Source organism: Kitasatospora sp. NPDC057518 (assembly GCF_042802075.1).
GTDB lineage: Bacteria > Actinomycetota > Actinomycetes > Streptomycetales > Streptomycetaceae > Kitasatospora.
Window position 1 is genome coordinate 1 of the sequence record NZ_JBHVEU010000268.1, and the last position, 12,294, is coordinate 12,294.

The 12,294-nt window shown below is 73.2% G+C and carries 12 protein-coding genes; 4 read left to right on the forward strand and 8 right to left on the reverse strand.

What is annotated here, in order from left to right; genetic code table 11:
• Positions 1 to 33 precede the first annotated feature (33 nt).
• The 7 genes from pheT to infC all read right to left on the reverse strand — a co-directional run bounded on the left by pheT (position 34) and on the right by infC (position 7,590).
• Complete coding sequence (pheT, locus tag ACFU7Z_RS25215) at positions 34 to 2,535, reverse strand: phenylalanine--tRNA ligase subunit beta (RefSeq protein WP_380779818.1); 2,502 nt, start codon at positions 2,533 to 2,535, stop codon at positions 34 to 36.
• Positions 2,535 to 3,656 carry a phenylalanine--tRNA ligase subunit alpha gene (gene pheS / locus ACFU7Z_RS25220; protein ID WP_049649868.1) on the reverse strand — a complete coding sequence of 374 codons (1,122 nt, stop codon included), beginning with the start codon at positions 3,654 to 3,656 and terminating at the stop codon, positions 2,535 to 2,537. The genes pheT and pheS overlap by 1 nt, the downstream gene beginning before the upstream one ends.
• 172 nt (positions 3,657 to 3,828) lie before the next feature.
• The gene (locus ACFU7Z_RS25225) at positions 3,829 to 4,932 is read right to left on the reverse strand and encodes an ATP-binding protein (RefSeq protein WP_049649869.1); all 1,104 of its coding nucleotides are present in this window, start codon (positions 4,930 to 4,932) and stop codon (positions 3,829 to 3,831) included.
• A gap of 117 nt (positions 4,933 to 5,049) precedes the next feature.
• Complete coding sequence (locus tag ACFU7Z_RS25230; RefSeq protein ID WP_049649870.1) at positions 5,050 to 5,916, reverse strand: RNA methyltransferase; 867 nt, start codon at positions 5,914 to 5,916, stop codon at positions 5,050 to 5,052.
• Positions 5,917 to 6,016: 100 nt separating this feature from the next.
• On the reverse strand, positions 6,017 to 6,412 hold the full coding sequence (rplT, locus tag ACFU7Z_RS25235) for a 50S ribosomal protein L20 (RefSeq protein ID WP_030055649.1): 396 nt from the start codon (positions 6,410 to 6,412) through the stop codon (positions 6,017 to 6,019).
• Positions 6,413 to 6,521: 109 nt separating this feature from the next.
• A complete protein-coding gene (rpmI, locus tag ACFU7Z_RS25240; protein WP_030055648.1) occupies positions 6,522 to 6,716 on the reverse strand; it encodes a 50S ribosomal protein L35 in 195 nt (64 codons plus the stop codon).
• A gap of 142 nt (positions 6,717 to 6,858) precedes the next feature.
• Positions 6,859 to 7,590, reverse strand: coding sequence for a translation initiation factor IF-3 (gene infC, locus ACFU7Z_RS25245; RefSeq protein WP_074002347.1), 732 nt, complete (start codon positions 7,588 to 7,590; stop codon positions 6,859 to 6,861).
• Positions 7,591 to 8,036: 446 nt separating this feature from the next.
• Here infC and ACFU7Z_RS25250 point away from each other — a divergent pair, with 446 nt between their 5' ends.
• Positions 8,037 to 8,414, forward strand: a complete 378-nt coding sequence (locus ACFU7Z_RS25250) for a DUF1844 domain-containing protein (RefSeq protein WP_049649872.1) — start codon at positions 8,037 to 8,039, stop codon at positions 8,412 to 8,414.
• Between the two features lie 50 nt (positions 8,415 to 8,464).
• On the opposite strand, the gene ACFU7Z_RS25255 is transcribed toward ACFU7Z_RS25250, so the two are convergent.
• On the reverse strand, positions 8,465 to 9,238 hold the full coding sequence (locus ACFU7Z_RS25255; protein ID WP_049649873.1) for an SseB family protein: 774 nt from the start codon (positions 9,236 to 9,238) through the stop codon (positions 8,465 to 8,467).
• A gap of 102 nt (positions 9,239 to 9,340) precedes the next feature.
• Between ACFU7Z_RS25255 and ACFU7Z_RS25260 the strand changes: the two genes are divergently transcribed.
• From ACFU7Z_RS25260 to ACFU7Z_RS25270, 3 genes are all read left to right on the forward strand, one after another.
• Complete coding sequence (locus tag ACFU7Z_RS25260; protein WP_380779820.1) at positions 9,341 to 10,564, forward strand: amino acid deaminase/aldolase; 1,224 nt, start codon at positions 9,341 to 9,343, stop codon at positions 10,562 to 10,564.
• Between the two features lie 58 nt (positions 10,565 to 10,622).
• The gene (locus ACFU7Z_RS25265; RefSeq protein ID WP_049649875.1) at positions 10,623 to 11,042 is read left to right on the forward strand and encodes a hypothetical protein; all 420 of its coding nucleotides are present in this window, start codon (positions 10,623 to 10,625) and stop codon (positions 11,040 to 11,042) included.
• Positions 11,043 to 11,283: 241 nt separating this feature from the next.
• On the forward strand, positions 11,284 to 12,198 hold the full coding sequence (locus ACFU7Z_RS25270) for a lytic polysaccharide monooxygenase (protein WP_380779822.1): 915 nt from the start codon (positions 11,284 to 11,286) through the stop codon (positions 12,196 to 12,198).
• Positions 12,199 to 12,294 lie beyond the last annotated feature (96 nt).

Here is a 12,294-nt window from a genome sequence, read left to right on the forward strand (position 1 = left end):
GTCCGGGGCGGGGCCCTCCTCGGCGCTGCCGCGTCAGGCGCCGCGCAGCACCGCGCCGGTGCGGGCGACGGCCTCGGCGACGGCCGCCTCACGGGCGGCGGTGGCCTCGTCGGCGGTCAGGGTGCGGTCGACCGCGCGGAAGCGCAGCGCGTACGCCAGCGACTTCCGGCCCTCGCCGACCTGCTCGCCGGTGAAGACGTCGAACAGCCGGATGGCCTCCAGCAGTTCGCCCGCGCCGGCCCGCAGCGCGGCCTCGACCTCGGCCGCCGGGACGGCGGTGTCGACGATCAGCGCGACGTCCTGGGTGGCCACCGGGAAGCCGGAGACCGCCGGGCCGTTGACGCGCTCGGCGCCGTCCGCCGTCAGCAGGTCGATGTCGATCTCCATCGCGGCGGTACGGGCCGGCAGCCCGAGCGCCTTGACCACCCGCGGGTGCAGCTCACCGGCGTGGCCGACCACCCGGTCGGTGCCGGCCACCAGCAGCTCGGCGCAGCGGCCCGGGTGCCACGGCGCCAACTGGCCCTGGCGGACGGTCAGTTCGACGCCGGCCGCACGGGCCACCGTGCGGGCCGCCTCGACGGCGTCCGCCCAGGAGGCCTGGGAGCCCTTGCCCCACCAGCCCGACGGCAGCCGCTCGCCCGCGAGGGCGACGGCGATCCGGCGCGGCTGGTCCGGCAGCGCGGCGTCCAGCGCGGCCAGCTCCTCGTCGCTGGGCCGGTGGTCGACCGCCGGACGCGGGGCCACGCTCAGCTCGTCCTTGGGCAGGAAGACCGTGCCGGTCTCGAAGACCGCCAGGTCGGTGTTGCCCCGGCCGACGTTGCGGCGCAGCGCGCCGAGCAGGCCCGGCAGCAGCGTGGTGCGCAGCGCCGGCTCCTCGTCGTTCAGCGGGTTGACCAGCTTCACCGTGCGGCGGCGCCGGTCGTCCGCCTCCAGGCCGAGCGCCTCGAAGGCGGGCTCGCCGAGGAACGGGTAGTTGTTGACCTCGACGTAGCCGGCCGCGGCCAGCGCGACGCCGATCCGACGGTGCACCCGCTGGGCCTCGGTCAGACCCTTGCCCGGGGGGACGTTGGGCATCCGGGCGGGGACGTTGTCGTAGCCCTCCAGCCGGATGACCTCCTCGGCGAGGTCGTACGGGTCCGTGAGGTCGGGCCGCCAGGTCGGCGGGGTGACCTCCAGGATGTCGGCGCCGGAGACCGAGCAGCCGATCTCCTGCAGGCGCCGGGTGACGGTCTCGCGGCCGTACCCGGTGCCGGCGACCCGGTCGGGCAGGTCGGCGGCGATGGTGATGGTGCGCACCGGGTGCGGGGCCGCGATGTCGGTGACCCCGGCCTCGGCGGTGCCGCCGGCGATCAGGACCAGCAGGTCGACGGCGCGCTGCGCGGCGGCGCGGGTGGCCTCCGGGTCGACGCCGCGCTCGAAGCGCTTGGACGCCTCGGAGGGCAGCTTGTGCCGCTTGGCGCTGCGGGCGATGGCGACCGCGTCGAAGTGCGCCGCCTCGATGATCACCTCGGTGGTGCCCGGGCCTGCGGCCGGGTCGAGGATCTCGGTGGAGGCGCCGCCCATCACGCCGGCCAGGCCGATCGGGCCGCTGTTGTCGCAGATCAGCAGGTCCTCGGCGGAGAGCTTGCGCTCGACCCCGTCGAGGGTGGTGAGGGTCTCGCCCTGCGCCGCCCGGCGGACCGTGATCGGGCCGTCCACGCGCTGCTTGTCGTAGGCGTGCAGCGGCTGGCCGACCTCCAGCATCACGTAGTTGGTGATGTCGACGGTCAGCGAGATCGGGCGGATGCCCGACTTCTGGAGCCGGCGCTGCAGCCAGATCGGGGACTTGGCGTTCGGGTCGACGCCGACGACCGTACGGGCCACGAAGCGGTCGCAGCCGGTCTGGTCGTTGACCTTCACCAGGTAGCCGAAGGAGTTCGCCGGCGGCACGTCGAGCAGCGCCGGGTCGGCCAGCGGCAGCCCGTACGCGGCGGCGGCCTCGCGGGCCACACCGCGCATGGACAGGCAGTAGCCGCGGTCCGGGGTGACGGCGATGTCGAGCACCTCGTCGACGAGCTGGAGCAGCTCGATGGCGTCGGTGCCGGGCTCGTACTCCGGCGGGAGCACGATGATGCCGTTGTGGTCGTCGCCCATGCCCAGCTCGCGGGCGGAGCAGATCATGCCGGCCGAGGTGTGGCCGTAGGTCTTGCGGGCCGCGATCGGGAACGGGCCGGGCAGGACGGCGCCCGGGAGCACGACCACGACCTTGTCGCCGACGGCGAAGTTGGTCGCACCGCAGACGATCTCCTGCGGGTCGCCGGTGCCGTTGGCGTCGCCGACGTTCACGAAGCAGTGCCGGATCGGCTTCTTGAAGCCGGACAGCTCCTCGATGGAGAGCACCTCGCCGACCACCAGCGGGCCCTTGAAGTCCGCGCCGATCTGCTCGACGGTCTCGACCTCCAGGCCGGCCCGGACCAGGCGCTCCGCGACGTCACGGCCGGTCTCGCCGGCCGGCAGGTCGACGTACTCGCGCAGCCAGGAAAGCGGGACGCGCATCAGATCTCCATCCCGAACGGGAGGGTGAAGCGGACGTCACCCTCGACCATGTCGCGCATGTCGGCGACGTTGTGGCGATTCATCAGGATCCGCTCCAGGCCCAGGCCGAAGGCGAACCCGCTGTAGCGGTTCGGGTCGACACCGCAGGCGACCAGCACCCGCGGGTTGACCACGCCGCAGCCGCCGAGCTCGATCCAGCCCTCGGAGGAGCAGGTCCGGCAGGGGCGGTCCGGGTTGCCGACGCTCTCGCCGCGGCACACGAAGCACTGGAGGTCGATCTCCGCGCTCGGCTCGGTGAACGGGAAGTACGACGGGCGCCAGCGCAGCTCCAGGCCGCCGCCGATCAGCTTCTCGACCAGCACCTCGATGGTGCCCTTGAGGTCCGCGAAGGTGATGCCCTCGTCCACCGCGAGGCCCTCGACCTGGCGGAAGACCGGGGTGTGGGTGGCGTCCAGCTCGTCCGTCCGGTAGACCCGGCCGGGGCAGACCACGTAGAGCGGGGGCTCGCGGTCGAGCATGGTGCGGGCCTGGACCGGGGAGGTCTGGGTGCGCAGCACCACGCCGGAGTCGGCGGAGCCGTCCGGGGCCTGGACCCAGAACGTGTCCTGCATCGAGCGGGCCGGGTGGTCCGGGCCCAGGTTGAGGGCGTCGAAGTTGAGCCACTCGGCCTCGACCTCGGGGCCCTCCGCGACCTGGTAGCCCATCGCGACGAAGGTGTCCTCGATGCGCTCGGCCATGGTGGTCAGCGGGTGCCGGGCGCCGCGCGGGGCGCGGTCGTACGGCAGCGTGACGTCCACCGCCTCCTCGACCAGCACGCGGGCGTCCCGCTCCGCCTCCAGCTCGGCCTGCCGCTGGGCGAGGGCCTTGTTGACGGCCCCGCGGGCCTGACCGATCAGCTTTCCGGCGGCCGCCTTGGCGTGCGGGGGCAGGGCCCCGATCTCGCGATTGGCGAGCGAGAGCGCGGAGCGGTCGCCGGTGTGGGCGACCTTGGCCTGCTTCAGCTCGTCCAGGGAGCCGGCGGCGGCGAACGCGGCGACCGCCTCGTCCCGCGCCTGCTCCACCACCTCGGGCTTGAGGGCCTCGACCTCGACCGGGTCGTACGACTTGTTGGGTGCCGACATCTCTATCTTTCCCGTGCTCCTGCTCGTCCGTGCTCAAGGTCTTTGGGCCAACGCCAAAGGTCGAGTGTAGTCGCAGCGTGTATCACCGCTGCCGCGAAGCCCGTCCGGGGGGAACGACGTCCGACCTGCTCGGGATCCCGAAGCAGGCTGTGCTTGGCGTTCACGCACTTTCTCAGAGCATGAAGTCGGGCACCCCGGCGGGCAGGATAAATCGGAACCGGGCGCCGCCGCCGGGCGCGCGGTCGACGCGGATCGAGCCGCCGTGGGCCTCCACGATGCCCTTGACGATGTAGAGGCCCAGGCCCGTACCGCCGCGCTTGGAGCCGCGCCAGAAGCGGGTGAAGACGCGCGGCACCGCCTCCTCGGGGATGCCGCTGCCTTCGTCGCTCACGGTGACCGCCGTACCTTCCACGATGCGGGGCGGGGTGCCGTTGCGCTCCCAGACGGGCGCCTCGACGACCTCCTTGGCCGGTGCCACCTCGATCGTGACAGTTCCCTCACCGTGCCGCACCGCATTTTCCAGCAGGTTGGCCAGCACCTGGTCGACCTTGTCCGGGTCGGCCCACAGGACGGTCAGCGGCTCGCTGATCCGGATGTCGAAGCGGTCCTCGGGGATGCCGGTGGCGACCTTGCGCTCGACGTGCCGGCGCACCGCCGCCGCCAGGTCCACCACCTGCTTGCGCAGCTCCAGCCGGCCGGCGTCGATCCGGGAGATGTCCAGCAGCTCGGCGATCAGCCGGGTGACCCGGTCCGCGTCGGCGTCCACGGTCTCCAGCATCAGCCGCTTCTGCCCGTCGGTGAACCGCTCCCACTTGGCCAGCAGCGTCGCCGTGAAGCCCTTGACGCTCGTCAGCGGGGAGCGCAGCTCGTGCGCCACGGTGGCGATCAGCTCGGCGTGGCTGCGCTCGGTGCGGCGCCGGGCCTCGGTGCCGCGCAGCGCGATCACCAGGCGCTCCAGCGGCCCGCCCGGGGCGCCGCGCACGTACCGGGCGGAGACCAGCACCTCACGCCCGCCGGGCAGCAGCAGGTTGCGCTCCGGCTGGCCGGTGCGGATGGCCAGGCCGCCGTACGGGTCGGTCAGCTGCCACCAGCGGCGGCCGTCCAGGTCCTCCAGCGGGAGGGCGTCCTCCAGCCCGCTGCCGAGCGCGGCCTGCGGGAGCACGCCGGTGAGCCGGGCCGCGGCCCGGTTGAAGCAGACCACCCGGCCCAGCGCGTCGGCGACCACCAGGCCGTCCGGCAGGTCGTCCGGGTCGAGCTCTGGCCCGCTGCCGACCATGGGTTGCCTCCCCGATTACCCACCGTGCCGTTCCCCCCACAGAGGCAGACCCTAGCGTCTCCCAGGCGGGTGTAGTAGGGCTTGCAACGGGGAGATCCCGGTGCGCCCCCGGGTGCGTCAGGCGTTCGAGCGGCAGCCGCCGGGCGAACGCTGCGCCCGGGCCGAGGCGTACAGGCAGACGGCCGCGGCCGTGGCCAGGTTGAGGCTCTCGGCGTGGCCGTGGATCGGAACGCGCACGACCTCGTCGGTGAGCGCGCGGGTCTCCTCCGGAAGCCCCCACGCCTCGTTGCCGAACACCCATGCGCCGGGCGCGCCCAGCGTGCCCTCGTCCAGCTCCTGGTCCAGGTCCCGCTCCCCCGCGCCGTCCGCGGCGAGCACCCGGACACCGGCCTCGCGCAGCCTGCCGACGGCCTCCTCGACCGGCACGCCGACCGCCACCGGCAGGTGGAACAGGCTGCCCACGGAGGCCCGGACGGCCTTCGGGTTGTAGAGGTCCACCGAGGCGTCGGTGAGCACCACGGCGTCCGCGCCGGCCGCGTCGGCGGTGCGCAGCACCGTGCCGGCGTTCCCGGGGTCGCGCACGTGGGCGAGGACCGCGACCAGCTTGGGGCGGGCCCTGAGCACCTCGTCGAACGGGGTGTCGATGAAGCGGCAGAGCGCCACGATGCCCTGCGGGGTCACGGTGTCGCAGATGTCGGCGATCACCTCGTCGGTGGCGGTCAGCACCGGCAGCCCCTCCGCCAGGGCGGCCTCGACGATGCCGGCGTGCCGCTCGGCGGCCTCCTGGGTCGTGTAGACCTCGACCACGGCGTGCTCGCCGCTGCCCGGCAGCCTGCCGAAGGCGACGGCCTCCCGGACGGCCTGCGGGCCCTCGACCAGGAAGCGGCGCTCCTTGCCGCGCTGGCTTCGCTTGGCCAGCCGGCGGGCGGCGACGACGCGCGGCGAGCGCAGGGAGGTCAGCAGGGGGGTGTCGGTGCTCGGCATGGTCTCGATCTCTGAGGGCGCTGAAGGAGGGGGGCGAAAGCAGGACCGGACCCGCAGGCGAGCCTGCGGGTCCGGTCAGAGCTCAACCGATCTCGGAAGATCAGGCGGCGTCCGCGGCGGCCTTCGGGGCGTTCACGTCGGCCGGCAGCGCCTTCTGGGCGACCTCGACCAGGGAGGCGAACGCACCCGGGTCGTTGACGGCCAGGTCGGCCAGCATCTTGCGGTCGATCTCGACGCTGGCGGCCTTCAGGCCCTGCACGAAGCGGTTGTAGGTGATGCCGTTGGCACGGGCCGCAGCGTTGATGCGCTGGATCCACAGCTGACGGAAGTCGCCCTTGCGCTTCTTGCGGTCGTTGAAGTTGTAGACCAGCGAGTGGGTGACCTGCTCCTTGGCCTTGCGGTACAGGCGCGAACGCTGGCCACGGTAGCCGCTGGCGCGCTCCAGGATGACCCGGCGCTTCTTGTGGGCGTTGACTGCCCGCTTGACGCGTGCCACTTGATTACTCCTTGGGTTGGACCACGGACTACTTCACGTGGTCCGTCATTCGAATGGGTCGGGAAGGATCAGCTGCCCCGCTCACGGCTCGCGCCGGGCGGGAGGGCGATCACTTGCCGAGAAGCTTCTTGATCTTCTTGGCGTCAGCGGGGGCCAGCTCGACGGTCCCGGCCAGCTTGCGGGTCAGCGTCGAGGGCTTGTGCTCCAGGAGGTGGCGGCGGCCGGCGCGCTCGCGCAGCACCTTGCCAGAGCCACTGATCTTGAAGCGCTTGCTGGCGCCACTGTGCGTCTTCTGCTTCGGCATTTCGCCGTATCTCCTCGTCAGTCCCGTCCGCGCCCGCGCGACGTGCGCCGCGCGGGCGTGAACTGGATGGATCTGCGGTGACCGGGCGGGACGCCCCGTCACCCTGGGGGCCGGTCTCCCGGGCCTCCTGGCCGGTGAGGGCTCAGGCGCCCTGGGAGGCGGCCGGCTGCTCGACCGGAGCGTCGGCCTCGACGGCCGGCGCCTCGGCCGGGGCGTCCTCGGCCTCGGTCACGACGTCCTCGACGTCGGTCACGACGTCCTCGTCCTCGATGTCCGCAGCGGCGTCGGGGCCGCCGGTGCGGCCCTGACGCTCGGCCTTGCGGGCGTCCGCGAGGGCGCGGGCCTCGGCCATCGCCTCGGTCTTCTTCTTGTGCGGGCCAAGAACCATGATCATGTTACGGCCGTCCTGCTTGGGCGAGGACTCGACGAAGCCCAGGTCCTGGACGTCGTCGGCGAGCCGCTGGAGCAGACGGAAGCCCAGCTCGGGGCGGGACTGCTCACGACCGCGGAACATGATCGTGATCTTGACCTTGTCGCCCTGCTTGAGGAACCGGACGACGTGACCCTTCTTGGTGTCATAGTCGTGCGGGTCGATCTTCGGCCGGAGCTTCATCTCCTTGATGACCGTGTGCGCCTGGTTCTTGCGCGCCTCACGGGCCTTCATGGCCGACTCGTACTTGAACTTGCCGTAGTCCATGAGCTTGCACACCGGCGGCCGGGCGGTCGCCGCGACCTCGACCAGGTCGAGGTCGTACTCCTGCGCGAGCTCCAGCGCCTTGGCAAGCGGCACGATGCCGACCTGCTCGCCGCTGGGACCGACGAGTCGCACCTCGGGGACGCGAATCCGGTCGTTGATGCGGGGCTCGGTGCTGATGGGGCCTCCTCGGTTGCACCTTCTGCGATGCGGCCGTCGGACGGCGGTCGCACGTAGTGGACTCGACCACTGGGCGGGGCTTCATTCGTGCTGCGCTGTCCGGCTACGTACACCGCCACACGAAAAAAGCCCCGCTCGGTACAAGCGGGGCTCCACACAACCGGGGGCTGCGCCCGGTGAGGGGCGCTGCGGCGACTCGGCGCCAGGGGCGCCCGTCGCGGACCGGGACCCGTCGGCCGCGAGGCCGACAAGGTGGGAGACTTTCGCGGTTGCCCTCTCGGGCCTCCTCAGTGGAGCCTCCACTTGCTGGCCGAGTGCCCATACGGGATCCCGGCCGGTCAGTCTCGAAGCTTACAGCGTCACGCGGTCGAACGCTATTCCGCCCCGGCGCGGACCCCCTTGTACGCTCCACGTGTACCCACACGGCACAACGGAACGAGCCACCCTTGAGCAGCGAGCCCACCCAGAACCCCGGCGCGGACGACGACGCGATCGGCTTCGACGACCTCACCCGCGACATCGCCGAGGTCCCGGCCGTCGAGGTGATCACCACCGTCGCCGTGCACCTGATGAGCGCCGCCGCGGTCAAGTGCGGTCTCGCCGAGGGCGGCGACAAGGACAAGGACCTGGACGAGGCCCGCAAGCTGATCACCGCGCTCGCCGGGCTGGTCACCGCCGGCGCCCCGGAGATCAGCAACTTCCACGCCGCGCCGCTGCGGGACGGGCTGCGCTCGCTCCAGCTCGCGTTCCGCGAGGCGTCCGTCGTCCCGGACGCGCCGGGCGCGGGGCCGGGCGAGAAGTTCACCGGGCCGGTCTACTCCTGACGTCCGGACGGGGAAAGGAGCGGCACACGTGTGCCGCTCCTTTCTCACGTCTACCGCTTGTAGAGCGGCTCCCCCGGCAGCTCCGCACCGGCCGGCAGCACCGCGAGGTCCAGCCCCCGGTCCAGCCGCACCCGCAGCACCGGGTCGGCGGCCACGGCCTGTCCGACCCGCTGGGCGGCCGCCTGCAGCCCGGCCTGGTCCAGCGCCGGGTCGAAGACCACCGCGAGCACCCCGTCCGAGTCCTCCGAGGCCGCCAGCAGCCCGGTGACCACCTGCGGCTCGGCCGCCAGCAGCCCGCGGACCGCCTCGCGCACCTCCGGGTCCCGGACCGGCGGCAGGAACGCGCGGTTCTCCGCCAGCGCCCGCAGCCGGGCACCGCTCAGCAGGAACGGCACCGGCCCGGCCGGGTCGATCAGCAGGGTGTCGGCGCGCTCCGAGAAGGCCACCATCGCGGCCTGCGGGGCCGCGGTCGGCGCCGGGCGGGCGTCGGCGCGCCAGCGGGCGAGCGACTCCAACGACGTGAAGGCCGGCAGCGCGCGGCGCCCGTCCGGGGCCTCCAGCACCGGGACGGCCATGTCGCTGGTCTTCTCGTGCCGGTGCCCGTTCGCGTCCACCTCGACCTCGCCGAGGATCGCGACGATCGGGACCATCAGCCGGGTGGGGGTCAGCGCCGCCAGCACCTCCGGCTCGGCCGCGCGGTCCTGCGACCAGCGGGCGAGGGCCTCGGTGAGCGCCTGGTCGGCGGTGCCGTCGTCGTCGGAGAAGCCGGGATTCGGGATGCTCTTGCCGACGAACGCCGGGTTGGAGAAGTCTTTGCGGTCCACCCGCCCGACCCTATGCCACCGCGCGCGAGCGGCCCCAACTCCCTGCACGCTCCCCGCGCACGGGGCCTACCCACCGGTAGCGCGGTGTGGCACCCTGCGGCCATGGTGATCCTCCACGCGCCCGCGACCGCACCCGCCCCGGTCTCCGACCGCCTCCGGTACGACCGCGCCACCGCCCACCTGGACGGGCCGGTGGCCGTCGTGGACCTCGCCGCGTTCGACGCGAACGCCGCCGACCTGGTCCGCCGGGCCGGCGGCAAGCCGATCCGGCTGGCCAGCAAGTCGATCCGCTGCCGGGCGCTGCTGGAACGGGCCCTGGCCGTGGACGGCTTCCTCGGGGTGATGAGCTTCACCCTGGACGAGTCGCTCTGGCTGGCCCGCACCGGCGTCCGCGACATCCTGCTCGCCTACCCCTCCGCCGACCGGGCCGGCTACGCCGAACTGACCGCCGACCCGGAGGCCGCCCGCGAGATCACCGTCGTCCTGGACGACCCGGCCCAGCTGGACCTGATCGACGCGGCCCGCGGCGGCGACGCCGAGGTGCGGGTCTGCCTGGAGCTGGACACCTCGCTGCAGCTGCTCGGCGGCCGGGTCCGGGTCGGCGCCCGGCGCTCGCCGCTGCGCACCCCCGAGGACCTCGGCGCCTTCGCCGAACTCGTCCAGCGCCGCCGGGGCTTCCGGGTCGTCGGCCTGATGGCGTACGAGGGACACGTCGCCGGGGTGGGCGACCGGGTGCCCGGCCGGCCGGTGCGCTCGCAGCTGATCCGGCTGATGCAGACCAGGTCCCGGACCGAGCTGGCCGAGCGGCGCGCGGCGGCGGTCCGACGGCTGCGGCAGGTGGCCGACCTGGAGTTCGTCAACGGCGGCGGCACCGGCAGCGTGGAGTCCACCGTGGCCGAGCGCGCCGTCACCGAGGTGGCGGCCGGCTCCGGGCTGTACCAGCCGCGGCTGTTCGACAACTACCGCTCCTTCCGGGGCCGCCCGGCCGCGCTGTTCGGCCAGCCGGTGGTGCGCCGCCCCGGCCTCGGCGTGGTGACCGTGCTCGGCGGCGGCTACCCGGCCTCCGGCGCGGCCGGCCCGGACCGCTCGCCGGTGCCGTACCTGCCGGCCGGGCTGCGCTACGACCCGATGGAGGGCGCCGGGGAGGTGCAGACCCCGCTGCTCGGCTCGGCCGCGGACGACCTGCTGATCGGCGACCGGGTCTGGTTCCGGCACGCCAAGGCGGGCGAGCTGTGCGAGCGCTTCGCCGAGCTGCACCTGGTCGAGGGCGACCGGGTCGTGCGGACGGTGCCGACGTACCGGGGCGAGGGGAAGACGTTCCTCTGACGCTTCGTCCGCCTTTGCCCTACCGTGGTGGCGACACTGCGAACGTGAAGGGGGCGGCATGGACGCCGAGCTCGTGCAGGAGATGGTGAGGTCCGGGGCGACCTCGGTGGCCGGACTGATGGCCACGGCCGCCTGGAACCAGGCCAGTTCGCGGATCGCCCGGCTGTTCGGGCGCGGCGAGCGGGACGAGGAGGCGAGCGCCGAGCTGGAGGTGATCCGCGCCGAGGTACTGGAGGCCGACGGCGACGAGGAGGTCCTGGCCGACCAGGCCGCCGCCCTCCGCAACCGGCTGCGCGCGCTGTTCCGGACGAACCCGCAGGCGGCCGAGGAACTCTTCGACATCCTCAGGGAGTTCCTGCCCGGGCAGTTCGAGAAGGCGCCCGGCGGGACCTACATCATCAACACCATCAGCGGCAGCTCGACCGTCAACAGCGATCTCGTGATCCAGGCCGGCATCATCCACGACATGCGGCACTGACCTTTCCGGAGCCTTAACGGGGCCCGATGGAACGGCTAACCACGGCCGTCCGTCGGGCCTTTGTCCTGCTCCGGGGCCTACAGTCCGTCAACAAGCACAGTACGCGCGGCTATTGCCTTCTGGTCCAGACCAATCCTACGCTCTGGCCGGGAGCCGCGCGCCGGGCCGGCGGCTCCCGAACGGGCAGGCGTGCCCGTTCCCCCACGCACGCCCGGAACGACGGTCAAGGAGTCCCCACCCCATGTCCATCAAGCGAAGTGCCCTGTCCGTCGGCGTGATCGGCGCCGCGGTCCTCGCGGTGGCCGGTGCCACCGCCGGCACCGCCAGCGCCCACGGCACGATGACCAACCCCGTGAGCCGGGTCGCCGCCTGCTACGCCGAGGGCCCCGAGCACCCGGTGTCCCAGATCTGCAAGGACCTCGTCGCCGCGAGCGGCACTCAGCCGCTGTACGACTGGAACGAGGTCAACATCGCCAACGCCAACGGCAACCACCAGGCGCTGATCCCGGACGGCAAGCTCTGCTCGGCCAACCGCGACAAGTACGCGGCGTTGGACTGGCCGCGCACCGACTGGCCGGCCACCGCGGTGAAGTCCGGCGCCTTCACCTTCCAGTTCCGCACCACCGCGCCGCACGTCGGCACCCAGACCGTCTACATCACCAAGGCGGGCTACGACCCCACCAAGCCGCTGAAGTGGTCGGACCTCGACCCGACCCCGGTGGCCAAGGTGCAGGTCGACCGCAACGCCGTCAACGGCTCCTACAGCTACTCCGGCACCCTGCCGCAGCGCACCGGCCGCCAGGTGCTGTACACGGTGTGGCAGCGCAGCGACAGCCCGGAGGCCTTCTACGCCTGCTCCGACGTCGACTTCGGCGCCTCCGCCACCGCCGCGTCGGCGCTCACCGCCCAGGCCCCGGCCGCGCCCAGCGACGCCCAGATCGCGGCCGACGCCTCCAAGTCCACGGTCGCCCACCACGGCCACGGCGGGGACCCGGACTCCCCGGCCGGCCAGGTGATCCCGACCGCCTCGGCGGCCGTGGGCGGTACCTCGGCCACCGGTCCGCTGCTGCTCGCGGGTGCCGCCGCGATCAGCGTCGGCTGGGCCGGCATGGTGCTCCGGCGCCGTCGCGTCGAGGCTGTTCGACGCGACTCCTGACGCCGGGCGCGGGACCGGGCCGGCCACACCCCCGTCCGGCCCGGTTCCCGCGGCACCACCCCGCGCACGAGCGAACGGCGGCGGCCCACCCGGGAG